Source organism: Paractinoplanes aksuensis (assembly GCF_024137025.1).
Lineage (GTDB): Bacteria > Actinomycetota > Actinomycetes > Mycobacteriales > Micromonosporaceae > Actinoplanes > Actinoplanes aksuensis.
This window is the reverse complement of sequence record NZ_JAMYJR010000016.1, coordinates 138,408-164,367: the sequence shown is the minus strand read 5'-3', so window position 1 is coordinate 164,367 and position 25,960 is coordinate 138,408. Positions and strand designations below refer to the sequence as shown.

General features: G+C 70.5%; 18 protein-coding genes and 1 pseudogene. 14 read left to right on the top strand and 5 right to left on the bottom strand.

Translation table 11 applies throughout. The features are described from left to right. Positions 1–35: 35 nt before the first annotated feature. From M1L60_RS16645 to M1L60_RS16605, 9 genes and pseudogenes are all read left to right on the top strand, one after another. Positions 36–1,073, top strand: a complete 1,038-nt coding sequence (locus M1L60_RS16645; protein ID WP_253238370.1) for an SIS domain-containing protein — start codon at positions 36–38, stop codon at positions 1,071–1,073. A gap of 26 nt (positions 1,074–1,099) precedes the next feature. Then, positions 1,100–2,650, top strand: coding sequence for a sensor histidine kinase (locus M1L60_RS16640; protein ID WP_253238320.1), 1,551 nt, complete (start codon positions 1,100–1,102; stop codon positions 2,648–2,650). A gap of 199 nt (positions 2,651–2,849) precedes the next feature. Continuing rightward, positions 2,850–7,127 (top strand): LamG-like jellyroll fold domain-containing protein, encoded by a 4,278-nt coding sequence (locus M1L60_RS16635; RefSeq protein ID WP_253238319.1) that lies wholly within the window; start codon positions 2,850–2,852, stop codon positions 7,125–7,127. A gap of 20 nt (positions 7,128–7,147) precedes the next feature. Beyond that, positions 7,148–13,816 carry a polymorphic toxin-type HINT domain-containing protein gene (locus M1L60_RS16630; RefSeq protein ID WP_253238318.1) on the top strand — a complete coding sequence of 2,223 codons (6,669 nt, stop codon included), beginning with the start codon at positions 7,148–7,150 and terminating at the stop codon, positions 13,814–13,816. Positions 13,817–13,823: 7 nt separating this feature from the next. After that, complete coding sequence (locus tag M1L60_RS16625; RefSeq protein ID WP_253238317.1) at positions 13,824–14,147, top strand: hypothetical protein; 324 nt, start codon at positions 13,824–13,826, stop codon at positions 14,145–14,147. 366 nt (positions 14,148–14,513) lie between these two features. After that, positions 14,514–16,208 (top strand): nitrite/sulfite reductase, encoded by a 1,695-nt coding sequence (locus tag M1L60_RS16620; protein WP_253238316.1) that lies wholly within the window; start codon positions 14,514–14,516, stop codon positions 16,206–16,208. Next, the gene (locus tag M1L60_RS16615) at positions 16,205–16,363 is read left to right on the top strand and encodes an IS1 family transposase (RefSeq protein ID WP_203724670.1); all 159 of its coding nucleotides are present in this window, start codon (positions 16,205–16,207) and stop codon (positions 16,361–16,363) included. The genes M1L60_RS16620 and M1L60_RS16615 overlap by 4 nt, the downstream gene beginning before the upstream one ends. Further along, a complete protein-coding gene (locus tag M1L60_RS16610) occupies positions 16,360–17,127 on the top strand; it encodes a phosphoadenylyl-sulfate reductase (RefSeq protein WP_253238315.1) in 768 nt (255 codons plus the stop codon). Before M1L60_RS16615 ends, M1L60_RS16610 begins: the two co-directional genes overlap by 4 nt. Beyond that, positions 17,109–17,849 (top strand): annotated as a pseudogene (locus M1L60_RS16605) (sirohydrochlorin chelatase); the annotation flags it as partial. The gene M1L60_RS16610 and the pseudogene M1L60_RS16605, both read left to right, overlap by 19 nt. Before the next feature lie 350 nt (positions 17,850–18,199). Here the strand turns inward: M1L60_RS16605 and M1L60_RS16600 are convergent. Both M1L60_RS16600 and M1L60_RS16595 read right to left on the bottom strand, forming a co-directional pair. Next, positions 18,200–18,454: a WhiB family transcriptional regulator gene (locus M1L60_RS16600; protein ID WP_221375748.1), complete on the bottom strand. Its 255-nt coding sequence runs from the start codon at positions 18,452–18,454 to the stop codon at positions 18,200–18,202. 403 nt (positions 18,455–18,857) lie between these two features. Then, on the bottom strand, positions 18,858–19,808 hold the full coding sequence (locus M1L60_RS16595) for a diacylglycerol/lipid kinase family protein (RefSeq protein ID WP_253238314.1): 951 nt from the start codon (positions 19,806–19,808) through the stop codon (positions 18,858–18,860). Positions 19,809–19,860: 52 nt separating this feature from the next. Between M1L60_RS16595 and M1L60_RS16590 the strand changes: the two genes are divergently transcribed. Together M1L60_RS16590 and M1L60_RS16585 are read left to right on the top strand one after the other, a co-directional pair. Beyond that, positions 19,861–20,256 carry a hypothetical protein gene (locus tag M1L60_RS16590; RefSeq protein WP_253238313.1) on the top strand — a complete coding sequence of 132 codons (396 nt, stop codon included), beginning with the start codon at positions 19,861–19,863 and terminating at the stop codon, positions 20,254–20,256. Positions 20,257–20,294: 38 nt separating this feature from the next. After that, entirely contained in the window at positions 20,295–20,987 is a 693-nt protein-coding gene (locus M1L60_RS16585) for a FadR/GntR family transcriptional regulator (protein WP_253238312.1), read from the top strand. Here the strand turns inward: M1L60_RS16585 and M1L60_RS16580 are convergent. Both M1L60_RS16580 and sodN read right to left on the bottom strand, forming a co-directional pair. Next, positions 20,984–21,343, bottom strand: a complete 360-nt coding sequence (locus tag M1L60_RS16580) for a trypco2 family protein (RefSeq protein WP_253238369.1) — start codon at positions 21,341–21,343, stop codon at positions 20,984–20,986. The genes M1L60_RS16585 and M1L60_RS16580 overlap by 4 nt on opposite strands. Positions 21,344–21,488: 145 nt before the next feature. Beyond that, positions 21,489–21,893, bottom strand: coding sequence for a superoxide dismutase, Ni (gene sodN, locus M1L60_RS16575; protein WP_253238311.1), 405 nt, complete (start codon positions 21,891–21,893; stop codon positions 21,489–21,491). Positions 21,894–21,978: 85 nt separating this feature from the next. On the opposite strand from sodN, the gene M1L60_RS16570 reads away from it, so the two are divergent. From M1L60_RS16570 to M1L60_RS16560, 3 genes are all read left to right on the top strand, one after another. Next, on the top strand, positions 21,979–22,287 hold the full coding sequence (locus M1L60_RS16570; protein WP_308208498.1) for a S26 family signal peptidase: 309 nt from the start codon (positions 21,979–21,981) through the stop codon (positions 22,285–22,287). A gap of 139 nt (positions 22,288–22,426) precedes the next feature. After that, positions 22,427–23,665: an NAD(P)-dependent malic enzyme gene (locus tag M1L60_RS16565; RefSeq protein ID WP_438862118.1), complete on the top strand. Its 1,239-nt coding sequence runs from the start codon at positions 22,427–22,429 to the stop codon at positions 23,663–23,665. A 98-nt stretch (positions 23,666–23,763) separates the two neighbouring features. Then, positions 23,764–24,714: a zinc-binding dehydrogenase gene (locus tag M1L60_RS16560; RefSeq protein WP_253238310.1), complete on the top strand. Its 951-nt coding sequence runs from the start codon at positions 23,764–23,766 to the stop codon at positions 24,712–24,714. 102 nt (positions 24,715–24,816) lie between these two features. On the opposite strand, the gene M1L60_RS16555 is transcribed toward M1L60_RS16560, so the two are convergent. Then, positions 24,817–25,761 carry an alpha/beta hydrolase family protein gene (locus M1L60_RS16555; RefSeq protein ID WP_438862117.1) on the bottom strand — a complete coding sequence of 315 codons (945 nt, stop codon included), beginning with the start codon at positions 25,759–25,761 and terminating at the stop codon, positions 24,817–24,819. Between the last annotated feature and the right edge of the window lie 199 nt (positions 25,762–25,960).

The following is a 25,960-nucleotide window of genomic DNA, read 5'->3' as shown; positions in this document are numbered from 1 at the left end:
CAAGGGAGGAAGCTGTGACACAGCGAGGCCAGGGGATGGCCGCGGACATCGCGGAACAACCGGGCGGATTCGCCCGGCTGCTCGACGGCGAGCACACCGGCCTGATCGCCGAAGTGGCCGCCGAGGTGGCCCGCCGGCGGCCGCGCAACGTCGTCTTCGTGGCCCGGGGCACGTCCGACCACGCCGCGCTCTACGGCGCGTACCTCACCGAGATCCGGCTCGGGCTGCCGGTGGCCAGCGCCTCGCCCAGCGCGATCACGCTGTTCGGGGCCCGGCCCGACTTCACCGACACGCTGGTGATCGGGGTCAGCCAGAGCGGCGGCTCGCCCGACCTGACCGGCGTGCTGAAGGTGGCCCGCGAGACCGGCGGGCTGACCCTCGCGGTCACAAACAACCCGGAATCACCGCTGGCCCAGGCGGCCGAACTGTCGATCGACGTGGCGGCCGGCCATGAGCGGGCGGTCGCGGCGACCAAGACGTACACCGCGGAACTTCTGGCCCTGTTGCTCCTGATCGAGGGCATCCGGTCCGGCGACGGCACGCTGCCGGCCGAGGAGCGGGCCGCGCTCGACAAGCTGCCCCAGCTGGCCGAGGACGCGCTGGCCGACCCGATGGCGGACGACCTGGCCCAGCGCTACCGGTTCGCGTCGCGACTGGTCACGACCGGGCGCGGGTACGCCTACCCGACCGCCCGCGAGGCCGCGCTGAAGCTCATGGAGACCTCGTACCTGCCGGCCCTCTCGTTCTCGGGCGCCGACCTGCTGCACGGACCGCTGGCCATGACCGACCCCGACGTGCCGGTGCTGGCCGTGGTGGGCGACGGGCCGGGCGGCCAGTCGATGCGCGACGTGGTGACCCGGCTCGGCGAGCGGCGGGCCGACGTGGTGACGATCGGCGCCACCGACGTGCCGGGGGCCGCGGGCCGCTTGTCGGTGCCGGCCGTGGCCGACGAGCGCTACAGCGCGCTGCTCGACATCCTGCCCCTGCAGAAGCTGGCGCTCGCCCTGGCGCTGGCCCGCGGTGAGGACCCTGACTCACCACGTGGACTCAAGAAGGTCACCAGCACCCTGTAGTAACAAGGGCATGGCACGCTTGGCTCGTGTCAACGTTGCGTGATCTGGCCGAGGAGCACACCGGCCTCGGGCCGGCCGACATCGACCACCTGCACCGCCTGGCCGGTGACTGGCAGCTGCTGTCCGACCTCTCCTTCGCCGACCTGCTGATGTGGGTGCCGGTTAAGCGGGAGGAAGGACAGCCGCGCGAGTACCTGTGCGTGGCCCAGGTGCGGCCGACGACGGCGCCCACGGCCTACCAGGACGACCAGGTCGGCAAGATCGTGGGCGGGCCCGAGGTGGCCCACCTCGACATCGCGTTCGCCCAGGAGCGGATCTGGCGCGAGGGCGACCCGGTCTGGTACGGCGACACCCCGGCCCGGCACGAGGCCATCCCCGTCCGCCTGCGCGACCCCAACGACCACGAGGAGGGCTTCAGCGAGGTCATCGCCGTGATCGGCCGGGACACCAACCTGTCCACCGCGCGGACCCCGAGCCAGCTCGAGCTCAACTATCTGACCACCGCCGACGACCTGGCCCAGATGGTCTCGGACGGCACCTTCCCGCCGCCCCGGCACCCGGGCGAGACCACCTCGGCCCCGCGGGTCGGCGACGGGCTGGTCCGGCTCGACGCGGGCGGCAAGGTCACCTACGCCAGCCCGAACGCCCAGTCGGCCTACCGCCGGCTCGGCTTCAACGCCCACCTGGTCGGCGAGGAGTTGTCCGCGCTCACCAGCCGGCTCGCGGCCGACCCGCTGGAGGGCAACGACGCGTCCGAACGCATCCTGTCGGCCCTGCGCGGCGAGTCCCCGCCCCGGCAGGAGATGGAGGCCCGCGGCGCGACCGTGCTGATCCGGGCCCTGCCGCTGTTGCCGGCCGGGGTGCCGATCGGCGCGCTGGTGCTGGTGCGCGACGTGACCGAGGTGCGCCGCCGGGACCGCGCGCTGATGACCAAGGACGCGACGATCCGCGAGATCCACCACCGGGTCAAGAACAACCTGCAGACCGTGGCCGCGCTGCTGCGCCTGCAGGCCCGCCGGGTCGACGCGCCCGAGGCCAAGCTGGCCCTGCAGGAGTCGGTGCGCCGGGTCGCGTCGATCGCGCTGGTGCACGAGACGCTGTCGATGTCGAGCGACGAGGCAGTCGACTTCGACAGCATCGTCGACCGGGTGGCCACCGCCGCCACCGAGGTCGCGGCAACCAGCATCCCGGTCAAGATGCGGCGCGAGGGCACCTTCGGCGTGCTGCCCGCCGAGATCGCCACCTCGCTGGTCATGGTGCTCAACGAGTTGCTGATCAACGCGGTCGAGCACGGCTTCCCGGCGCCCGAGGACGACGAGGACCTCACCGCGCCCCCGGCCGAGGAGTACGGCGAGGTAGTGGTCTCGTCGCACCGGTTCCGCAAGCAATTGCACGTCACGGTGGCCGACAACGGGCAGGGCCTGCCCGACGACTTCCGGGCCGACGACACCAACCGCCTGGGCCTGCAGATCGTGCGGGCGCTGGCCACCGGCGAGCTGCGCGGCAGCATCGAGCTGCGCAACCGGGCCGGCGGCGGCACCGAGGCGGTGCTCGTGGTACCCCTTGGCAAACGCTGAGCGCTGAGCGCTGAGTGAACATTACCTGACAGTTTGACGATCTTCAGTATTGACGAAGATCTAGACCTACCCCTACCGTCATGGCGGCGCGCTTGACTGCGGGGGTAGAAAAGCGTCGATTCCTCGACTCGTGACACCCCGCTGAACCCTGCGCGTTTTCAGCCGATCCATCGGTTCACGGGGGAACTTCATAGTGTTGATGACGCCTACCCGAATCGCGCAGGGCGCGGTTCTGGCGATCCTGGCCACCTTTCTGTCCACCGCCTGGACGCCGTCGGCGGCCCCGGCCGCCCCGGCCGAGTGCGCGGCCGAGGCCGAGACCGAGGCGGCCGCCCAGCGGCTCGCCGCGCAGTGCAACCGGCCCGTCGAGGTGCTCGCCGAGGCCGACGAGAGCACCAAGGTGCTGGCCCAGCCGAGCGGCAGTTTCACGCTCGAGAGCTACGCCGAGCCGCAGCGCGTCGAGCGGGGGAACCGCTGGGTCGCGCTGGACACCACGCTGGAACGGTCGGGCGACGGCCGGTTCCGGCCCCGGGCCGCGGCCGACGTGTCGTTCTCGGCCGGTGGTGCGGGCCCGCTCGCGACGTACCGCGACGGTGGCGCCGACTTCAGTCTGACCTGGCCCGAGGCCTTGCCGGCCGGAGTGGTGGGCGGGGACGCGGTCACCTATCCGGAGGTCTACCCGGACGTCGATCTCGTGGTACGGGCCGTGGCCGGGGGCTTCTCGCACGTGCTCGTGGTCAAGTCGGCCGTGGGCGCGGCCCACCCCGAGGTGCGCGAATCCTCGTACGCGATCGGCGGGACGGCCACGGTCACCGCGACCGGCGACGAGGTACTCGTCAAAGGCCCGGCCGGGGTGATCGCGGGCGCCCCCGGCGCGACCGGCTGGGACTCGACCAGCACCCGGGCGCAACCGGCGACGGACGGTCTGCGCAGCCGGCCCGAGCAGATCAACGGCGAACCCTCGTCCGTACGGGGCCCGGGTGATCTGGCCCAGCAGTCCGAACTGGACGTCCGGGTGGCGAACCGCACCCTCACCGTGCGGGCCCCGGCCGAGCTGCTGTCGGAGCAGGCGACGTACCCGGTCTACATCGACCCGACGTACACGAAGTACTACGCCAAGTGGATCCCGGTCAACAAGTCGCGGCCCGGCACCAAGTGGGTGTCCGGCAACAGCTGGCCGCGCGAGGTCATCCGGCTCGGATCCAACTTCGAGGACTACTCCGACGTCTGGCGCGGGCACTTCCAGTTCGACATCAGCTCGCTCAAGGGCAAGCGCCTGATCAACACGCCGAGCGTCGACGCCTACCTGACCCACAGCGCCTGGTGCGCCGGGGAGTCACTGGCCTTGTGGCAGACCAACGCCATCGACGGCAACACCCCGACCTGGAACGGGATGAAGGGCAAGTGGCTGCACGACAAGGCGCTGCACACCAAGACGGTGAAGGTCAACAGCGCCTGCGGCGGCGGCCAGAAGCCGGCCTGGGTGAAGTTCAACGCGGGCGGCGTCAAGACCCACGTGCAGCGGCACGCCGACCTGGACTACAACAGCATCACCTTCGGCCTGCGGGTGCCCAGCGAGAGCGGCGGGCACTGGATCAAGGGTGAGCGCGGCAAGGTCAAGCTGATCGCCGAGTACCGGTCGAAGCCGACCACGCCGGTCGCCGTGCGCACCGCGCCCGGTGGCAACTGCGCCGCCTCGCCGGGTCCGTGGATCAACGACAGCACCCCGGCCCTGTACGGCAGGGCCACCGACGCTGACAACTCGGTGCGGGTCGTTTTCGACCTCAACGGCCCGACCGCGCCCGGCGACTGGACCTCGGCTGCGGTCGGCTCGGCCAAGGAGGCCAGCTACACGACGCCGGCCCTGAAGGACGGCAGCTACAACTGGCGGGTCTACGGCACCGACGGCACGGACAAGACCGGCTGGAGCGGCACCTGCTACTTCCGCCAGGACCACACGCCGCCGACGCTGCCGCTGATCGAGCGCAAGGCCGGTACGCCCGCACCCGAACTGGGCAAGCCGGTGACCCTGGTCTTCTCGTCGACCGACGCGCTCTCCGGCGTGCAGCGCTTCGACTACGGCATCGGGGTCGACGCCAAGTCGGAGAACAAGGCCGCCACCTCGAACAAGGCCGAGGTCACCTTCACCGCCGACAGCGGCCGCACGCAGATCTACGTCTGGGCCCGCGACAACGCGGCGAACTACTCGACCCGGGCGATCTACAACATCTTCACCGGCCGGGTCACCCCGGTCGAGCCGATGGGCGTGTGGCGGATGACCAGCAATCTGCGCGACGACTCGGGCACGATGGACGACTCGGGCGCTATCAGCGAGCAGGCCGTCGAGAAGGATCTGAAGTGGACCGCGACGACCGCGCCGGCCTGGACGGCTGACCGGCAGAACCGGGGTGGCACCGCGCTGACCTTCACCGGCGCCGCCTGCGCGACCACCGTTCCGGTCGTCCGCAGCGACGCCCCGTTCACGGTCGCGGCTTGGGTCAAGCTGGGCGACAAGACGGCCAACCGCACGATCCTGGCCGTGGGCGGCACCAACGCGCCCGCCTTCGTGCTGGCCTACCACAAGGACAGCGACCGCTGGGAAACCGCGATCACCAACGCCGACGCCACGTCGGTGACCTGGACGATCGCCCGCGGCTCGGCCTCGCCGCTGCTGAACCAGTGGCAGCACGTGGCGGCCACGGTCGACCCGGTGGGCAAGGTGCTGCGGCTTTACGTCGACGGCGTGGTCGCGGCCACGGCGTCGATCACGGCCCTGCCATGGCGGGGCGCCGCCCGTACGCTCGTGGGCTGTGGCGGCAACGCCACCGTGACCAACGCCCCGATGATCGGCGCGCTGGACAGCGTGGCGGTCTGGAGCGGCCTGCTCAGCGAGGCCCAGATCGCCGCCGCCCGCGACGAGCTGCCCGCGGCCGGTGTCGCCGCCGCGTGGAAGCTACGGGGCAACGGCGCCGACGCGAGCGGCCACGGGCACGATCTGACCGTCCCCGAGCCGGTCGTGCCGACCACGCCGCCACCGACCCCCGAGCCCGAGCCGACCGACGACCCGACGCCCGAGCCCGACCCGTCGGAGACGCCGCTGCCGGAGCCGACCGAGCCCGGTGACCCGAACGAGCCCGACCCGACCGGCGACCCCGAGGTACCCGAGGAGACCGAGGAGCCGACGGAGGACCCGACCGAGGAGCCGACCCCGGACCCCACGCCGACCGTGCCGATGGAGTGGACGGCCGACCAGTACGCCCGGCCCGACTCGGCCTGGTACGTCAGCGGCGACCGGTGCGCGACCGTGGGCCACAACGTGGTCCGCAGTGACGAGTCGTTCTCGCTGGCCCTGTGGGCCCGCCTCGACGATGCCGGCGCGATGAACCAGACCCTGGTCGGCACCGACGGCACCCGGGTCAGCGGCTGGTTCCTCGGGGCCCGCAACAACGGCCAGGGCGTGCCGTTCTGGTCGCTGATGATGAAGGCGTCCGACCTGGAGACCTCCGGTTCGGAGTGGGCCGGCGGCACGACCGAGGCGTTCGCGGCCACGGTCGGCCAGTGGACCCACCTGGTCGCCACCTACAGCGCCACCAGCAAGACGATGACCCTGTTCGTGAACGGCGCGAAGGTGGCGTCGGTGGCCCGTACGACCGGTACGAACTGGAGCGCGCCGGGCAGCTTCACCCTCGGCTGCGCGAAGTACGCCGGCGCCCCGGCCGACTTCTTCCGCGGGGCGATCACCGACGTCAAGGTGTGGCGCGGCGCGCTCACCGAGGCCCAGGCGACCGCCGTCAAGGGGGCCAACCCGCCGGTCAAGTCGGAGGGCTGGTGGCCTTTGGAAGGACCGCGGGCCTCCGAGCCGACCAACTTCGAGGACCGGTCGGGCAACGCGCGACACCTGTCCGTGGCCGGCGCGTACACGTGGGAGCAGGACAGGTTCGCCAGCCGCAACGGCGCGCTCGGCCTGGCCCTGGCTCAGGGCTCGTGCGCCGAGACAACCGGGGCTCCGGTCCGCAGTGACGGCTCGTTCTCGGTAGCGGCCTGGGTCTCGCTCGACGACCTGACCGGCACCCGCACGGTGCTGTCCCAGTCCGGCGCGGCCGGGCCCGGCTTCCGCATCGAGCACCTCGGTTCGGCCAACCGCCTGCGGGTGGTGATGCCGCAGAGCGACGTCGCCGGTGCGCCGGTCGTGGAGGTGCGGTCGCTGGCCGCCCCGGTCGCCGGCACCTGGACCCACGTCGCGGCGGTGTTCGACCTGCCGGCCCGGAAGCTGAGGTTCTTCGTGGACGGTGAGCCGCAGGGTGAGGGTGTCGCGGTGGCGTTCACCCCCTGGTCCGCCACCGGACCGCTGACCGTGGGGTGCTCCGGCCCGACCGGCGGGGCCCGCTCGAACTACCTGGGTGGCGTCGTCGACGACGTCCGCGTCTGGTCCTCGACGGTCGACCCCGATCTCTTCGGCACCTTCGCCCACGCCTGATCTGCGGAGACGAGACGACAATGAGAAAGAGCAGTGGGTTCGCCCTGGGCGCGACAGCCCTGATGGTGACCTCGTTCCTCACCTATCACTGGGTGGCCGAGGAACTGAATGGCGACCGGGACGTGAAGTCCGTCGCCGCCACCGAGTACGGCACCTTGAAGGTGCCGGCGGTCCCGCCGCCCGCCGACGGGGGGCGCTGGACGGGACCGGAGAAGGGCCGCTGGCCGGCCGCCGGGGTGACCGAGATCGTGCTGGCCGGGTCGTCCGGCCGCGCGGTCACCGGCAGCGCCGGCGGCGTCAAGGTGGCCGTCAAAGCCGCGCCCGGCCGGACCGCGCCCCACCGGGTGCGGGTGCACACGATGCCCGAGAAGCAGTCGGCCGACCTCGGTCTGAGCGGCCCGGTGGTCGCGATCGAGGGCGACCGGGCGGGCGACGTCGAGGCCACCGTCGACTTCGGCGAGTTCAAGGATCTGTACGGCGGCGGGTGGGCCGGACGGCTCGACCTGGCCCAGTTGCCGGCCTGTGCGGCGAGCACACCGGCCCGTACGGAATGTCAGGACGCCACCCCGCTGAACGCGGCCCGGACCGGCACGACCCTGACCGCGAAGCTGGCCGTGCCGGCGGCCGCACCGGCCGTCCTGGCCCTGGCCGCCGACACCGAGTCCGGCGAGGGTGACTACAAGGCCAGCGACCTGCAGGCCTCCGGCTCGTGGACGGCCGGTGACAGCTCGGGCGCCTTCAACTACACCAACGCGATCCGGCTGCCGGCCACGCAGGGACCGACGCCCGAGGTCGCGCTGGGCTACTCGTCGCAGATGGTCGACGGGCGCACGGCGGGCCGCAACAACCAGGCGTCCTGGGCCGGCGATGGCTGGGACTACTCGCCCGGTTACGTCGAGCGCACGTACGCCACCTGCTCCGACGACCTGGACAAGGTCGACGACAAGGACCCCAACAACAAGTCGAAGAAGACCTCCGACCAGTGCTGGAAGGACAAGTCGCCGAACATCACGGTCTCGCTCGGCGGCACCAACGCCACCCTGGTCAAGGACGACGAGAGCGGTAAGTGGCGGCCCGCGCAGGACGCCAACTGGCAGGTCGAGCAGCTGGGGGCGGTGGCCGGCAAGGACTCGGCGACGACCGAGCGCTGGGTCATCACGACGGCCGACGGCACCCGCCACTTCTTCGCCGGTGAGGTCACGACCTCGAACTCGCGCTGGACCGTGCCGGTCTTCGGCAACCACAACGGGGAGACCTGTCACGCCGACGAGTTCAAGAACTCGTCCTGCGCGCAGGCCTGGCGCTGGCTGCTGGACAAGGAAATCGACGTCAGCGGCAACATGACCCGGTACTTCTACAAGAAGGAGACCGGGCACTACGGCGCGGCCGGCGACAAGAACAACCGCGTCTCGTTCGACCGCGGCGGCAACCTCGAGCGCATCGACTACGGCCTGAACACCGCGTACCCGGACGTGGCGGCGACCGGCCGGGTCGTGTTCAGCACGGCCAACCGGTGCTTCGCCGACGAGTGCTACAAGGACGACAAGCCGGTCAAGGCGGCCTGGCCCGACGTGCCGTGGGACAAGGAGTGCACGGCCGAGCCCTGCACCGACAAACTGTCCCCGGTCTTCTTCTCGATCAAGCGGCTCACCAAGATCACTACGCAGGTCCGCAGTGGGGCCGACTTCGACCCGGTCGAGTCGTGGACGCTGGACCAGGAGTTCAAGGCGCCCAAGGCGGCCCAGTCGGCGTCGCTGTGGCTCAAGTCGATCACGCACGCCGGGCACGTGGGCAGCACTGTCGTCGACCCGCCGGTCGTCTTCACCGGGGTCGAGCTGGCCAACCAGGTCAACGTGATCGCCGGGGCCGGGCTGTTCAGCCGGTGGCGCATCGACAACGTGCGCACCGAGTCGGGCGCGGACATCCACGTCACGTACTCGGACGCGGACTGCGACGCCGGTGACCTGCCGGCCGTCGAGAGCAACACCCGCCTCTGCTACCCGGTCTACTGGACCCCGGACGGCTACTTCGAGCCGACCCGGGACTGGTTCCGCAAGTACGTGGTCCGCGAGATCACCCAGAGCGACCGGACGGCCGACCAGCCGCCGATCACCACCCGCTACGCCTACTCCAACGCGGGCAGCAACGCCGCCGTGCTGTGGGGCTGGGACGACGGCGAATTCACCAAGAAGAAGCACCGGACGTACGGCCAGTGGCGGGGGTACGCCCAGGTCACCTCGGTGGTCGGGCAGTCCGGCACGGGCCTGCAGCTGGGCACCCGCAAGCGGTTCTACCGCGGCCTGGACGACCAGCCGCTGCCGGACGACAAGACCCGCAGCGCGCAGGTGACCGACTCGGCCGGGGTGGCCCACTCCGACCACCCGGCGCTGACCGGCTCGCTGCTCGAGGAGGCCAAGCTCGACGGCGACGACGTGGTCGAGGCGTCGATCACCGCGTACTCGGTGAAGCAGACCGCCGTCCGCAAGCGCACCGGGGGCAGCGACAAGGCGTTCCGCGTCGCTCCGTCGGTGCAGAAGACCCGCAAGCTGCTGGCGCCGGGCGCCTGGCAGCAGACCGAGGTGCGCACCGAGTACGACGACGAGGGGCAGATCGAGACCAAGGCCGACCTCGGCGACACCGGAAGGACCGGCGACGAGACGTGCACCCGTTTCTGGTACGCCCAGAACGGCGACCCGTGGCTGCGCGGACTGGTCTCGCGGGAGGAGACGGTCGCCAAGGCCTGCAACGGCACGGTGTCCCGACCGGCTGACGTGATCTCCGACGTCAAGACCTACTACGACAAGTCGGACGTCAATGGCGAGGCCCCGACCAAGGGCCGGGTGACCCGGATCGACAGCATCAACGGCTGGAAGAACGGCGCCCCGGAATACACGACGACCGAGCGCACGGGTTACGACACGCTGGGCCGCAAGACCAGCGAGACCGACGCGCTGGGCAAGACGACCACCACCACGTACCAGCCCGCCGGGCCGGGGCCGGTCACCCAGACCACCACCGTCAACCCGCTCGGGCACAAGGTGGTCACCGACCAGAACCCGGCCTGGGCCGAGCCGACGTCCATCCTGGACGCCAATCTGAAGCGGACCGACCTGCAGCACGACGGCATGGGCCGGCTGACCAAGGTCTGGCTGCCGGGCCGGGCCAAGGCCACCGCCACCCCGAACATGGAGTTCGGCTACCTCATCCGTACCGACGGCCCGCTCGCGGTGACCACCAAGCGGCTGGGCCCGAACGGCAACTACATCACCGAGATCGGTCTGTTCGACTCGCTCTACCGCTCGGTGCAGAAGCAGGAGGACTCGCAGAGGACCAAGGACGGCAAGGACGCCCGCCTGGTCACCCAGACCGGGTACGACGACCGGGGCCAGGTCGCGTTCGAGTCGGACGAGAACTACGCCGTCGGCAAGCCCGCGACGTCGCTGCTGCAGATCACGCCGGGCGAGGACCGCTCCCGGACGGTGTCCAGCTACGACCGGCTCGGCCGGGTCGTGGAGGAGGCGCTCTGGTCGGCCAACGTCCGCAAGTGGGGCACGTTCACCACGTACGGCGGCAACCCGGCCGGCTGGCAGACCGCGATCACGCCGCCGCAGGGCGGCACGGCCACCGCGACCATCGAGAACATCGACGGTGACGTGGTCGAGAAGCGGGAGTTCCGCGGCCCGCGTCCGGAGGGCGCGTACGACACCACGCGCTACACCTACACCCCGCGCGGCGACCTCGAGACGGTCGTCAAGGGCGAGCTGACCTGGCGCTACGAGTACGACCTGCGTGGCCGTGAGATCAAGACGGTCGATCCCGACAAGGGCACGACGCTCGTCGAGTACAACAACGCCGACGACGTCACCAAGTCGACCGACGCGGCCGGCGACATCGTCTCGACCACGTACGACGACCTGGGCCGGCAGAAGGAGCGGTTCTTCAACGGCGTCCGGGCCGCGGTGTGGACGTACGACTCGGTGGTCAAGGGGCACCCGACCAAGTCGACGTCGATCGTCAACGGGTACTCCTTCACCAAGGAGATCTACGAGTACAACGACGCCTACCAGATCGTCGACGAGGAGTCGGTCATCCCGGCCATGCCCGGGCTGACCGCGCTGGCCGGCACGTACGTCAGCACGCACACGTTCACGGTCAACGGCCTGCCGTTCCGCTCCAGCCTGCCCAAGGTCGGGCCGATGGAGAAGGAGGGCATCACCCGGACGTACGACGACCTGGGCAACATCGTCAAGCTGGCCGGCACGTCCTCGCCGTCGGGCACGGTGCGCACCTATGTCGACCGGGCCACGTACTCGCCGTACGGCGAGGTGCTGAACCGTTGGCTCGGCACGCCGGTGGGGGACAAGCCGCAGGCGTACCAGAGCTACGTCTACGACGACGTCACCCGGCGGCTCTCGGAGTTCTACTTCGACCGCGACGGCACGGTGCCCAACGTCGCCGCGGTCAAGTACGCGTACGACGACGCCGGCAACGTGCTCTCGATGGCCAACCGGCCGCTCGACGCGGAGAACAACGTCCGCGCCGGGGACGAGGACGTGCAGTGCTTCGGCTACGACCACCTGCGCCGGTTGACCCGGGCCTGGTCGCAGGCGGCCGAGCAGTGCGGCGAGCCGGCCGCGGGCACGATCGGGGGCAAGGCGCCGTACTGGAAGTCGTGGACCTTCGACCAGCACGGGTCGCGGGACACGGTGACCGACCACCGCGCCGGCAAGACCAGCAAGTACGGCTACGAGGCGGACACCGCCCACGCCGTCCGGACGGTCACCACCGGCTCGTCGGTCGACCACTACGACTGGGACGAGCGCGGCAACCTCGAATACCGCAAGATCGGCGACCGGACCGAGACGTTCGGCTGGAGCCCGCACGGCAAGCTGACCAAGATCAGCGGGCCCGAGGGCGACACCACCATGGTGTACGACGTCGACGGCAACCGGATCGCGCGGATCGACCCGGGCGGCGCCGCCTCGGTGTTCGTCTACGGGCACGAATACACCACCACGCCCACCCAGGGCACCGGCGCGACCCGCTTCTACGAGCACGCCGGCGACACGATCGCGGCCCGGACCGACAACACAACCCGCAAGGGCGACATCATCTGGCTGGCGGCCGACCCGCAGGACTCCGCCACCTGGGCCGTCAACGCGGTCACCCGGGCCGAGACGATCAAGTACAACGACCCGTACGGAAACCCACGCAGCAGCGTGGCCACGCCACAATGGCCGGCCGGTCAGCGGGGCTTCGTCGGCGGCATCGGCGATCCGACCGGGCTGACCCTGCTCGGCGCCCGCTACTACGACCCGGCCCTGGGCGCCTTCCTCTCGGTCGACCCCGAGATCGACGAGCTGGATCCGCAGCGTCTGCACCCGTACGCCTACGCCAACAACAACCCGACCACGTTCAGCGACCCGGACGGCCTGTTCTGGGGTGCGATCAAGAACGGCGTTCAGAAAGCGGCGAGCTCGGTCGCCAGCGGTGTCACCACCGCGGCCAAGGCCGTGGTCGACAACGCCGGGACCATCGCCTCGGTGGCCGGGACGGTGGCCATGGTGGCCGCCGTGCTGCCCCCGCCGGCCCAGGTGGTGGCGGCTGCGGCCGGTGCCGTGGCGGCCGTCGCGGGAGCGATCGACACGGCCAAGACCTGCATCAGCGGGGCCGCGCTGGACTGTGCCTCGGGCATCGCCGGCATGGTGCCGGGAGTACGGCAGGCCAAGAACGTGGCCCGCGGCGCCGGGGCGGTGAAGAACGCGGCCCGGGGCGCGGCCAAGAAGGCCGACGTGCCGGACGGGCCGAGCTGTCAGTGGAAACCCGGTAACAGCTTCGTACCGGGCACGCCGGTGCTGATGGCCGACGGCACGTACAAGCCGATCGAGGACATCCAGACCGACGACGAGGTCTGGGCGGCCGACCCCGAGACGGGGGAGGCGGGCGCCCGCCCGGTCACCGCTCTGATCAAGGGCGAGGGTCAGAAGAACCTCGTCCGGGTCTCGGTCGACGAGGACGGCGACGGCACGGCCGACTCGGCGGTCACGGCCACGGACGGGCACCCGTTCTGGGCCGGCGACCGGTGGCTGCGGGCCGACCGGCTCGACGCCGGCATGACGCTGCTGCGGCCGGACGGCGCGCAGGTGACGGTCATCGCGGTCGTCGCCTGGGCCGCGGTGGCCACAGTGCACAACCTCACGGTCGACGACATCCACACGTACTTCGTGAAGTCCGGGTCGTCGCCGTTGCTCGTGCACAACTGCGGTGGCTCCGACCCGACCCACGCCGACTCGTGCCGCTGTGCCAACGGCGCGCCGGTACGCCCGGCGGTGACCGAGGGCGAGGTCGGCCGGTTCGGCGACCTGGACGGACGGTCGCGGCGCGGTGACGGCCTGACCCCCGACCACATCCCGCAGGCGGCCGTGGGCAAGCGGTTCGGTCTCAAGTACCGCGACCACGCGGCCGTGATGGTCACCGATGCCAACCACCGGAAGACCCGCACCTGGGGGTCGAAGGGGCGCAAGACCAAGCGGGAGGACAAGAACCGGACCTTCCGGCAGATCATCGCGCGGGACCTGTGGCAGTATCGCGTGATCGGCCGGATCGTCTATGGCAACCCGAGCCACTTCAACGCCCAGATCAAGTTGGTCATCGCCTACTACCGGCGCAACCATCCGAATTTGATGTGAGGACGCCATGACCGTTCGTGACGAGGTTCGGCGCTATGTCGACCTGGGTCCGTTGCCGCCGGAGGACGACGGCGAGGACGAGGCCGGCGACGAGGTGCTGGAGGCGCTGGAGGAGGCGCTGCTGGCCATCGAGGCGCCGGTGACCGATGAAGAGGCCGAGCTGCTGCTCACGGTGTTCGGCCCGGACGAGTGCTACGGCCTGGCCTGGACGACGCTGCACCTGGTGGAGACGTCGCCCACGGCCTTCCCGCGCACCGAGCCGGCGCCCGAGGCGAACGAGTGGCACCGCCGCCTGTGGCTGCGGTCGCAGAACGCGCTCGCCGACTCCTGACCGGGTCATAGAGATAGACGGACGGCGCCGGGTCTCCCGGCGCCGTCCGTGCGTCCTAGCGCAAAGTTGTTACACAGCGTTTGCGAAGTGCTACGTACCACACTCCCGGAATCTGGACCAGCCTGGCCCAGAAGGCCGCGGCGTGAGAGGCTTGCGCACATGACCGCTGCTCTGAACCGCCGCTTCGTGGCTCGCCGCCACGTTGATTACGGTCGTGTTCGCAGCGCGATGTGTCCGGCTTCCTGACGCCGTCCGATTTATTTTTCGGGCGCGCGAGACGCGCCGGCCACTCCTGACACTGATGTCGCGAGCTTCTGAGAGCCGTGAGCGTCTTTCCGCGCCCACGAATCCCGGAGGAACGCCGACATGGCGCCCAGCAGCACCCCAGCTACGCCGACCGCCCGCCCCCGCAAGGCGCGTGGCGAGGGCCAGTGGGCGCTCGGACACCGCGAGCCGCTGAACCCGAACGAGCGGATCAAGAAGGACGACAACCCGCTCAACGTCCGCGACCGCATCGAGAACATCTACGCCCACGCCGGCTTCGCGTCGATCGACCCGCAGGACCTGCGCGGCCGGTTCCGCTGGTGGGGTCTCTACACCCAGCGCAAGGCGGGGATCGACGGCGGCCGCACGGCGGTGCTCGAGCCGCACGAGCTCGAGGACGAGTTCTTCATGCTGCGGGTGCGCATCGACGGCGGCGCGCTCAGCGTGGCCCAGCTGCGGACCATCGCGCAGATCTCCCGCGAGTTCGGCCGCGACACGGCCGACATCACCGACCGCCAGAACATCCAGCTGCACTGGATCCGGGTCGAGGACATGCCCGAGATCTGGCGCCGCCTCGAGGCCGTCGGCCTGCAGACCACCGAGGCCTGCGGCGACTGCCCGCGCATCGTGCTCGGCTCGCCGGTGGCCGGGGTGTCGGTCGACGAGGTGCTCGACGCGACGCCGGCCATCGACGAGATCCTCAAGCGCTACATCGGCGACCCGCGGTACTCCAACCTGCCGCGCAAGTTCAAGTCGTCGATCGGCTGGCTGGCCGACTCGCCGTACGAGACCAACGACATCTCGCTGGTCGGCGTGGAGCACCCGCAGCACGGCCCCGGCTTCGACCTGTGGGTCGGCGGCGGCCTCTCGACCAACCCGCGCCTGGCCGAGCGGCTCGGCGTGTGGGTGCCGCTCGAGGACATCCCGGACGTCTGGGAGGGCGTGGTCGGGATCTTCCGCGACTACGGCTACCGCCGGCTGCGTCACCGCGCCCGCCTGAAGTTCCTGCTGGCCGACTGGGGCGTGGCCAAGTTCCGCGAGATCCTCGAGAAGGAGTACCTGGGCCGTGCGCTGATCGACGGTCCGGCGCCCGAGCTGCCGGCCAAGCCGATCGACCACATCGGAGTGCACAAGCAGATCGACGGGCGCAATTACGTCGGCGCGGCGCCGGTTGTGGGCCGTTCTTCGGGCCAGCAGCTGGCCGATCTGGCCGACCTGGTCGAGGCGCACGGCTCGGACCGGGTGCGGCTCACGGCGTACCAAAAGCTCCTGGTTCTGGACGTGGCCGACGACAAGGTCGAGCCGCTGATCGCCGGGATGCGCCGGATCGGCCTCGAGGCCCGGCCGTCGGCCTGGCGGCGGGGCACGATGGCCTGCACCGGCATCGAGTACTGCAAGCTCGCCATCGTCGAGACCAAGGCCCGCGGTGAGGAGCTGGTGGCCCGGCTCGAGGAGCGGCTCAAGGACTTCGACGCCGAGATCTCGATCCACATCAACGGCTGCCCCAACGCCTGCGCCCGCACCCAGGTGGCCGACATCGGCCTCAAGGGCCAGCTGGTGCTGAACGAGCACGGCCAGCAGGTCGAGGGCTTCCAGGTGCACCTCGGCGGCGGGCTCGGCATGGCCCAGGGGCAGACGGCCGGCTTCGGGCGCAAGCTGCGCGGGCTCAAGGCCACGGCCGAAGAGCTTCCGGCGTACGTCGAGAAGCTGGCCCTCAACTACCTCGGCGATCGCACGTCGAAGGACGAGACGTTCGCCGACTGGGTCGTGCGGGCCGACGAGGGACTCCTCAAATGAGCGACGCCCGGTCCGCGCCCCTGTACTGCCCGTACTGCGGTGAGGAAGACCTGCGCCCCAACGAGGCGTCGCACGGCGCCTGGGAGTGCCACTCGTGCGCCCGAGTTTTCACGGTCAAGTTCAACGGTCTGCTTTCCAAGGGAGTCAACCGATGACAGTCGTGGCCGCTACATCCCTGAATCTGGTCAACCTCGGCGGCGCTGCCCCGGTTGCCCAGGACCCGACCCGGCGCTCCCGCGACGAGCTCGAGGCGCTGGCCCGTGAGGCCGGCCGCGAGCTCGAGGGCGCGCCGGCCGAGGTGATCGCCAAGTGGGCGACCGACACCTTCGGCGACCGGTTCTGCGTCACCAGCTCGATGGCCGACGCCGTCGTCGCGCACGTCTTCTCCCGGGTCTCGCCCGGCGTCGACGTGGTGTTCCTCGACACCGGCCTGCACTTCCCGGAGACGCTCAAGGTGCGCGACATCGTCGCCGCCACCATGGACGTCAACGTCCGCTCGATCCGCCCGCGCCGCACGGTCGGCCAGCAGGACGGCGAGTACGGGCCGCGGCTGTTCGCCCGCAGCCCCGACGAATGCTGCTTCCTGCGCAAGGTCGAGCCGCTCGAGCGCGCGCTCAGCGACTACGACTCCTGGGCCACCGGCCTGCGCCGCGACGAGTCGCCGACCCGGGCCAACACGCCGATGGTCGCGTTCGACGCCAAGAAGGGCAAGGTCAAGGTCAACCCGATCGCGGCCTGGACCGAGGCCGACGTGAACCGGTACATCAGCCGGTGGAACGTGCCGGTCAACGAGCTGTTCAAGAAGGGCTACGGGTCGATCGGCTGCTGGCCGTGCACCCGCACCACCAAGGCCGGCGAGGACCCGCGGGCCGGCCGCTGGGCGATGTTCGAGAAGACCGAATGCGGCCTGCACGTCTAGGGCCTGCTCCGCAGCCGCCGGCGGTCGTCCTCGTCGCGCACGGCAGCCGGGATCCGCGGGCCGCGGCGTCGACGGCGGCGCTGGCCCGCGCGGTCGGGCGAGCCCACCCGACGTGGGACGTACGGGCGTCGTACCTCGACCACGCCGGGCCGCGGCCGCTCGACGTGCTGGCGGCCCTGCCGGGGCGGCGGGCCGTGCTGGTGCCGTTGCTGCTGACGGCGGCCTACCACGGCAAGGTCGACGTGCCGGCCATCCTCGACGACGCGGCCACGCTGCCGGTCGAAGTGACGCCGGCCGACGTCCTGGGCCCGTCCACGTCGGCGAGCGCGGTCGCGCCCGCGCTGATCGACGGGTTGGTGCGCCGCCTGCCCGCCGGTGATCTGGATGCTGTCGTGCTGGCCGCGGCGGGCACGAGGGTCGCGGCCGCCCGGGAAACGATCATGCGGGCGGCGGACGCTCTCAGCGCCCGTCTGAGCGTCCCGTGCGTGGCTGCCTATGCCTCGGCCTCCCCGCCGGACCCCGGGGACGCTGTGCGCCGTCTGCGGGCCTCGGGGGCTTCCCGGGTGGGTATGGCGGCCTATTTCCTGGCGCCGGGTTTCCTGTACGACGTGGCCGTGCGGTCGGCTCAGGCCGCGGGCGCGGTCCAGGTGGCCGAGCCGCTGGGTGACGCGCCGGAACTCGTCCGGCTCGTGGCGTCGCGGGTGCTGGCCGCCACCGGGCGTTCGTTGCCTGCGCCGCCTGATCCGCTTCCGGTTACGGCCGGCCATACGTGTTGTTTGCCACTCGGCGTACACAAGCAGGGTTTCGGCAACGCACCGTCACCAACCGTTGTGTGCCCGGCGCGCTCCGCAGAGGACTGACCGACGGTGAGGGGAATGTGGACCATTCGTCGCGGCGCGCAATTTCGAGATCATTTCGTGGATTCTCGATGAAACCCAACGTGATCGCATTAGCGCGTTCGGCGAGCCTCTCGGGAAGCTCTCAGGATTCGGCGCGCTCAGTAATCGGACGGAAACAGCAAGACGCCCCGGTGCCGATCGGCCCGGGGCGCAAATGCTGTGAGGGGATTGGTTCAGGCGGTAGGAGCGCCGACCCGGAGGCCGCCACGACGCTTCACTGCGCGCCGCTCGTCTTCGCTCATCCCGCCCCAGACGCCGGCGTCCTGTCCGGACTCGAGTGCCCAAGTGAGGCAATCCGAAGTCACGGGACACCGCCGGCACACGGCCTTGGCCTGCTCGACCTGCAGGAGCGCGGGGCCCGACGTCCCGATCGGGAAGAAGAGCTCCGGGTCCTCGTCGCGGCAGATCGCATCGTGACGCCAGTCCATGGCGGCAACACTCCTTGTTTCTGGCTGGGGTAATGAATCGCGTTACTGCTTTACCTATGCGTGCGCGATGGCGGCTGACGTCTGAGTGCCCGTCTGCTCGCCGTGCGTAGCAAGCTTTTGTAGTTACTGTTGCTGCTCAGCGCTTCTGGATTGGAAACGCGCGCAACCAGCAACTGGTTACTTCTTATCGCTTGTGAATGCTTTCACGAACTCGTGCGATGTCAAGGGTAGCGCCGGAAGTTTCTCCGGCCGGGTGAGCTGGCTCACGCCCTCTATGTCCGGTTCTGAGGCATGCGCCAGAGCCGGTTGACCAACGCTCCTATCAATGTAGTACGGTCTCGGCCCCGATGCCGACCTTTTGACCGTGTTTCTGTAACGGATCGTGAGCTTGACTACCCAGCGGTCAGCAGATCACACGCAAAGCTTCGGGGACGGACACGAAGTGCACTTTCTGCCGCTCGCCCAGATAGTCCCCGTCCAACTGGAAAGGCTGGGGCCGAGACGCGATGACCGTGAACTCTTCCTGGTCGTGCAGATGCAGGACGTGCTTGCCGCTCGGATCGCCCTTGCGCATCGCGAGCTGGGCCAGCGTGCGCGTGGTGCGGCCGACGGCCAGCCCGCGCAGGGCCATCACGTCGAGACCGCGGTCGAACGACGCCCCCGGGCTCGGATTGATGGCGCGGTCACCCACATAGGTCCAAGGTGCGGTGTTCTGGATGATCACCGTGCCGAGATCGGGCTCGGCCGGCTCGCCGGGACGCTCGATGGACAGCGGCGGGGCCTTGCGGTCCTCGCCGGTGAGCACCTGGCCGGCGATCGAGCGGAAGTAAAGACCGGGAGTGGACGTACGACCCCGCAGGCGTGCCTGTTCGACCCGGCGCACCACGGCCGCGTCCAGCCCCATGCCGGCGGCGAAGGTGAAGTAGCGGTCGTCGGCCCGGCCCAGGCCGATCACCCGGTGCCGGCCGTCGCGCAGGCCCTCGAGAATCACGCTGACCCCCTCGACCCAGTCGCGCGGCAGACCCAGCGCGCGGGCGAAGACATTGGTCGATCCGCCCGGCACCACGGCCAGCGCGGGCAGCACCTGAGCTCGGGGACCGGTCAGCCCGCTGAGCACGGCCTCGGCGGTCATCAGGCCGTTGACCGCCTCGTTGACAGTGCCGTCGCCGCCCAGCGTGACCACGACGTCGACCCCGCTCTCGGCGGCGGCCCGGGCCAGGGTGGCCGCGTGGCCCCGGCGGGTCGTGTATTCCACCGACAGCTCGACCGCGCTGCGCAGGGCCCGGACCAGGACGTCTCGGCTGCGCTCGCTGGTGGTCGTGGCCTTGGGGTTGACCAGCAGTAACGCTCGCATGCGCGGCACTGTACCCAAGAGTGGCCCGAAAGACTGTCGGTATGGTGCACGAGTGACCGGTGAGAAGTCAGTCGTTGACAACCCCTCGACCCTGGTGTGGGCGGTGCGACTGCTCTACCTGGAGTGCGCGGCGCTGGCCGGCCTCACGATCTACCTCATCGTCCTCGATCTGACCAGCTCGTCGGTCAATGTCGGGATGGCGGTGGCTCTGACCGTCTTCACTGCCCTCGGCGTGGCGGCCGTCTTCTTCGTCGCGCGCGCCCTCGGCCGGCGGCAGCGGGGCGCCCGCGGCCCGGCCATCGTCGTGCAGCTGTTCACCATCGCCGCCGGTGGATTCCTGCTGCAGGTCGGCCCGTCCTGGCTGGGCCTCGTGCTGATGGCGTTGGGGCTGGTCGTGGGCCTGTTGATCGTGCTCCCGGCGAGCACGAGAGCGCTCGGCATCGATTAATCGCCCTCATTCGGCGAGCCAGGGCCTACCCTGAGGGGGTGACCGGATCAACGGTGCGCCCGCCCGCGTACCAGCTGCTGGCCGACGAATTACGGGCGGACATCACCTCGGGGCGTCTCCAGCCCGGCGAGCGTCTGCCGCCGGAACCCGAGCTGTGCGTCAAAACCGGTGTCAGCCGCAGCACCGTGCGCGAGGCCTTGCGCCTGCTGGCCAGCCAGCACCTGATCGTCACCACCCGCGGCGTGACCGGCGGCAGCTTCGTCGCCCACCCCGACGCCGAGCAGCTGGCCGAGGCGATGACCACGGGTTTCACGCTGCTGACGAACTCGGCCGGGGTCGGGCTGACCGACCTGCTCGAGCTGCGCCGGGCCCTCGAGGTGCCGGCCGCCGGCCTGGCCGCGCTGCGCCGGGACGACGACCAGTTGGCCGAGGTGCGCGGCGCGTTCTTCGACCCGGCCGTCGACGACCTCGAGACGATGCTGGCGGCGCACGCGGCCTTCCACATGGCCGTGGCCAAGGCGACCATGAACCCGCTGTTCGAACTGGTGGTGCGCCCGCTCTACCACGCCAAGTTCGGCGAGGACGTCACCGAGAACCTGCCCCCGGGCTACTGGCGGCAGATCGACGCCGACCACCGGCTGATCCTGGACTGCCTGGTGATGCGGGACGCCGAGTCGGCGACCCGGGCCGCGGCGCAACACCTCGACTACATCAGCGCGGTGCTGCACTAACTGCCGGTGCGGCGGGTGACCAGGCGGATCGTCGCGCGCTGCCCGGTGGCCTCGGCCGCGGCCGACGTGGTGAGCGCGGTCAGCACCTTCCACGCGAACGACGACTCGGCCGGCAACTTCGCCCCGCGTACGGTCGTCACCGTGACCTCGACGGTCAGCGCGTCCTCGGTCACCGCGAACCGGCAGTCGAGCTCGGCGCCGCGGGTCGCGATGGCCAGCAGCATCGCGCAGGCCTCGTCGACCGCGATCCGCAGATCCTCGATCTCGTCGAGCGCGAAGTGCAGCCGCGCGGCCAGACCGGCCGTCGCCGTGCGGAGGACCCCCAGGTAACCGCCGTCGGCGGGCACGGTCAGCATCACGACGTCATCGCCGATCGCCGGGTCCGGATGTCTGTCCGTCACCTGAGTCACCGTTCCTCCTAGCTGCCGCTGGAGACTTTAGTCGCTGAACAGACACGGCCGGTACGCCCGGTGGGCGTACCGGCCGTGCTCGATGATTCGCTCAGGCCTGCTTGGTCTCCCAGAAGATCTTGGAGATCTCCTCGATCTTGCCGAGCAGCTGGTCGGCCACGGCCGGGTCGACCGAGCCCTTGGCGCCCGCGGCGCCGGCCAGCTTGGTGGCCTCGTTGAACAGCTGGTGCAGGTTCGGGTACTTCTCGAAGTGCGGGGCCTTGAAGTAATCGGTCCACAGCACCCACAGGTGGTGCTTGACCAGCTCGGCCCGCTGCTCCTTGATGATGATGGCGCGAGTGCGGAACTCGGCGTCGGTGTTCGCCTGGTACTTCTCGGCGATGGCCTTGACCGACTCGGCCTCGATCCGGGCCTGCGCCGGGTCGTAGACGCCGCACGGCAGGTCGCAGTGGGCGCTGACCACGGTCTTGGGCGTGAGGAAACGCGGAAGTCGCATCAGGACTCCTCCATGAGATTTGCGATGATCCGTGGTTGACACTACCCCTTACAACGCTGCGGTAACGCGACGGAGGACTGATGCCGTGAGATGGCAACTACCACTGTTCGCGGTGCTCGTCCGGGGGCCGTCCATGGTGCCGACCCTGCGCGACGGCGACGCCCTGCTGGTGCGCCGGGGTGGGCGGATCCGGACCGGTGACGTGGTCGTCGCGCGGTTCCGCACCCGGCCCGACCTGCTGGTCGTCAAGCGCACGGTAAGGCCTCAGGACGGCGGGTGGTGGATACAGGGCGACAACCAGCTGATCGAGGACGACAGCCGGGCGTACGGGGTGGCGGATGTCATCGGCCCGGTGTTAATCCGCTACTACCCGCGGCTCGGTCGGCTAGGTTAGGGTCGCAGCACCGCGGCGCACACTCGCGCCTCGCGGTTGCTGTTCCACGGGTGATCCCCGCATCGCGTTCCGGTCCGCCGCCCTACTCGCCGTCGTGACCGCCTCGCTGTCAACCCCAATGATGCCGGTTGGAGCCCCCGTGTCCTTCTTCAGTTTCGAGCTCGACCCCGCCCTGGCCGCCGATCCCGTCTTCGAGCTGCACAAACGCGGCAAGATGGAGATCAGCCTGACCGTCCCGCTGGCCAGCCGCGACCACCTCTCGCTCGCCTACACCCCCGGCGTGGCCCGGGTCTGCGAAGCCATCGCCGACGACGAGACGCTCTACTCCGACTACACATGGACGGCCAACACCGTCGCCGTGGTCACCGACGGCTCGGCCGTGCTCGGGCTCGGCAACATCGGCCCCAAGGCCGCCATGCCGGTCATGGAAGGCAAGTCGATCCTGTTCAAGCAGTTCGGCGGCGTCGACTCCATCCCGATCTGCCTCGACACCCAGGACGTCGAAGGCATCGTGGCCGCGGTCAAGGCCATGGCGCCGTCGTTCGGCGGCATCAACCTCGAAGACATCAGCGCCCCGCGCTGCTTCGAGATCGAACGCCGGCTCGACGCCGAACTCGACATCCCCGTCTTCCACGACGACCAGCACGGCACGGCGGTGGTCACCCTGGCCGCGCTGCGCAACGCGGCCAAACTGCTCGGGCGCGACCTGGGCGAACTGCGCGTGGTCATCAGCGGGGCCGGGGCGGCCGGCGTCGCCATCACCCAGATGCTCATCGCGGCCGGCGTCCAGGGGGCCAACGTCATCATCTGCGACTCGCGCGGCATCATCCACGCCGACCGCACCGACCTCACCCCGATCAAGGCGGAACTGGCCGCGACGACCAACTTCTCCGGTCGTACGGGGGGAATCGCGGAAGCCCTCATCGGGGCGGACGTGCTGGTGGGTGTGTCGGGCGGCCAGATCGAGGAGAGCGCGGTGGCCGGGATGGCCCCCGACAGCATCATCTTCGCCATGGCCAACCCGACCCCCGAGGTGCACCCCGACGTCGCCCACAAGTACGCGGCGATCGTGGCCACCGGGCGCAGCGACTTCCCGAACCAGATCAACAACGTGCTGGCGTTCCCGGGGATCTTCCGGGGGGCCCTGGACGTGCGGGCGACCACCATCACGGAGCGCATGAAGGTGGCCGCGGCCGACGCGATCGCGGACGTCGTCACGGATGAGCTGAGCGCGGACGCGATCGTGCCGTCGCCGCTCGACCCGCGCGTGGCTCCGGCGGTGGCGGCTGCTGTCGCTGCTGCGGCCGAGGCCGACGGGGTGGCGCGGCGGTCGGCACCGGTCGCGCCGGCGCAGCGCACGGCCGCTTTGCCTGGCTGAGGTTTGCGTTCGAACCGGCCCGGGGCACGCGCCCCGGGCCGGTTTGCATGTGTGGAAAACCGGCGAGTGATCGGCAGCGGCCACTATGGTCAGTTGCTATGCGCGCCGCCTACGCCATCGCAGCTGACCCGACTGATCCCCGCTCCGCCTTGCGCGTGGCTGACCTGCCCGAGACGAGTCCGCCCGAGGGGTGGGTGACGGTTGATGTGCGGGCCGGGTCGCTCAATCAGCACGACCTCTGGTCGCTGCGTGGTGTGGGGCTGCGGGCCGATCGGTTGCCGATGATCCTGGGATGCGACGCGGCCGGTGTCGATCAGGACGGGAACGAGGTCGTCGTTTATCCCGTGGTGGCCGACGAGACCGATCCGCGCGGGCTGTCGCTGCTTTCCGAGCGTTTTCCGGGGACGTTGGCCGAGCGGGTGTCCGTGCCGCCGGAGAATCTCGTTCCGAAGCCGGAGGGGCTGTCGTTCGTCGACGCGGCCTGTCTACCCACGGCTTGGCTGACCGCCTTTCACATGCTGACCACTCGAGGGCGGGTCGAGCAGGCTTCGGCGGTGCTCGTGCAGGGGGCCGGCGGTGGGGTGGCCACGGCGGCGGTGGTGCTCGCGGTGGCGATGGGCAAGCGGGTGTACGCCACCAGCCGCGACGCGAGCAAGCGGGAGCGGATCGCCGCGCTGGGGGCGACGGCTGTGGAGCCAGGGGCCCGGTTGCCCGAGCGGGTCGAGGTGGTCATCGAGTCGGTGGGCGCTCCTACTTTTGAGCACTCGATGAAGTGCAGCGCGCCCGGCGCCCGGATCGTGGTGTGCGGTGCGACCGGTGGTCATCTCGCGACGGTTGACCTGCGGCGTTTGTTCGCGATGCGGCTCGAGTTGCTCGGCAGCACGATGGGCACCGGGCCCGAGCTGGCGGCGCTGCTCGACTTCCTGGTCGAGAAGGACGTGCGGCCGGTCATCGACTCGACGTACGGCTTCAGTGCCATCGCTGACGCGTTCGCGCGGCTCGAATCGGGCGAGATCTTCGGCAAGGTGGCGATCGACTTCCTGCACTGACCCCGGCCTTCGGGCCGACCGGCGACTGCCGACCGCGATCAGGCGGCTGCGGGTCGATCGGCTGGGCTGTCCTGGAAGGGTGGCCCGGCGGCTGCGGGTGGGTCAGCCGAGGTTGTCCTGCAGGGTGGCCAGGCCGCCGCGGGTGGCGTCGGGTTCGAGGCGGTCGCGGGCGGGCTGGTCGCCGTAGAGGGTCCAGCGCCAGAAGTCGGTGCTGGTGGTGGCGATCACGTCCAGGGAACGGCCGGAGGCTACGTGGCCGCCGTTGGTCACGGACAGGAAGGCCTTGGGCCACTGGACTGCGCTGTAGGCGGCCTGGCCGTCGGCGTACGTGACGGTGTTGTCGCGGCGGCCGTGCACGAAGAGCAGGGGTGCCTCGGGGCCGGTGAACGGCTGGGGCAGGATCTGGCGGCCGGCCAGGATCACGCCGGCCCGCAGCCGCTCGTCCCGGGCGCCGCTGAAGAGGCCGATCGTGGTCACGCCGCCCGCGGAGTGGCCGGCGGCGGCGATCCGGGATTTGTCGACCGCGGCGCCCAGCTCGGCCAGGGTTCGGGTGATCACGTGGGTGGCGTCGGCGGGCTGGTTGATCACGTCCAGGACGTTGAAGTCGGTGGCCGAGGCCGAGGTGTGCGGGTAGGCCGGTGCGGCCACGACGAAACCGGCTCGGGCCCAGGCGGTCAGCAGGTTGCGGTAGTCGGACGGCTTTCCGCCGAGACCGTGGCTGAACAGGATCAGCGGGAACGGGCCGTCGCCCTTCGGCTGCCACACCGTGGTGGGCAGGGGGCGGTCGGCGCCGCGCTGGAGGCGAAGGGTGCGGGTCTCCACGGCGAACGCCTGCCGCGGTGCGGCGCCCGGAAGCTTTGCGGCGCCCGAGCCGGAGTCAGCGCCTGGAAGCCGGGCGGCGCCCGAACCAGGGGCGGTGGGGGCAGGCACGCCGGCCGTCGGCGGCAGGGTCGCCGTCGGGGCGGGCGCCGGCTCGCTCGAACACGCGGCGAGCGACACCACCGAAGCCACAACGGCCAGTACGGGGATGAGGGGAGGGCGACGCACCCGTCCCATTGTGCTTCGGCCCCGGCCCGACGGCACGGATCCGCACCTGGCAGTCCTCCCAGCCAGCGCGTCACCGTCGAGGCATTGAACGGCGCCGGCAACAGCTAGCGGAGGTCGCCGTCGGCGGCGCCCAGCGGCTGCGTCCTGCGGCTCAGCCCGCCGCGGCGGGTAGGAAGGGGCGGAAGCGCGGTTGGAGTGG

Coding starts and splice junctions, on each gene's coding strand:
- M1L60_RS16645 (WP_253238370.1), top strand. CDS start 36: ATGGCCGCGGACATCGCGGAACAACCGGGCGGATTCGCCCGGCTGCTC.
- M1L60_RS16635 (WP_253238319.1), top strand. CDS start 2,850: ATGACGCCTACCCGAATCGCGCAGGGCGCGGTTCTGGCGATCCTGGCC.
- M1L60_RS16630 (WP_253238318.1), top strand. CDS start 7,148: ATGAGAAAGAGCAGTGGGTTCGCCCTGGGCGCGACAGCCCTGATGGTG.
- M1L60_RS16625 (WP_253238317.1), top strand. CDS start 13,824: ATGACCGTTCGTGACGAGGTTCGGCGCTATGTCGACCTGGGTCCGTTG.
- M1L60_RS16620 (WP_253238316.1), top strand. CDS start 14,514: ATGGCGCCCAGCAGCACCCCAGCTACGCCGACCGCCCGCCCCCGCAAG.
- M1L60_RS16615 (WP_203724670.1), top strand. CDS start 16,205: ATGAGCGACGCCCGGTCCGCGCCCCTGTACTGCCCGTACTGCGGTGAG.
- M1L60_RS16610 (WP_253238315.1), top strand. CDS start 16,360: ATGACAGTCGTGGCCGCTACATCCCTGAATCTGGTCAACCTCGGCGGC.
- M1L60_RS16600 (WP_221375748.1), bottom strand. CDS start 18,454: ATGGACTGGCGTCACGATGCGATCTGCCGCGACGAGGACCCGGAGCTC.
- M1L60_RS16595 (WP_253238314.1), bottom strand. CDS start 19,808: ATGCGAGCGTTACTGCTGGTCAACCCCAAGGCCACGACCACCAGCGAG.
- M1L60_RS16580 (WP_253238369.1), bottom strand. CDS start 21,343: ATGCTGACCGTGCCCGCCGACGGCGGTTACCTGGGGGTCCTCCGCACG.
- sodN (WP_253238311.1), bottom strand. CDS start 21,893: ATGCGACTTCCGCGTTTCCTCACGCCCAAGACCGTGGTCAGCGCCCAC.
- M1L60_RS16560 (WP_253238310.1), top strand. CDS start 23,764: ATGCGCGCCGCCTACGCCATCGCAGCTGACCCGACTGATCCCCGCTCC.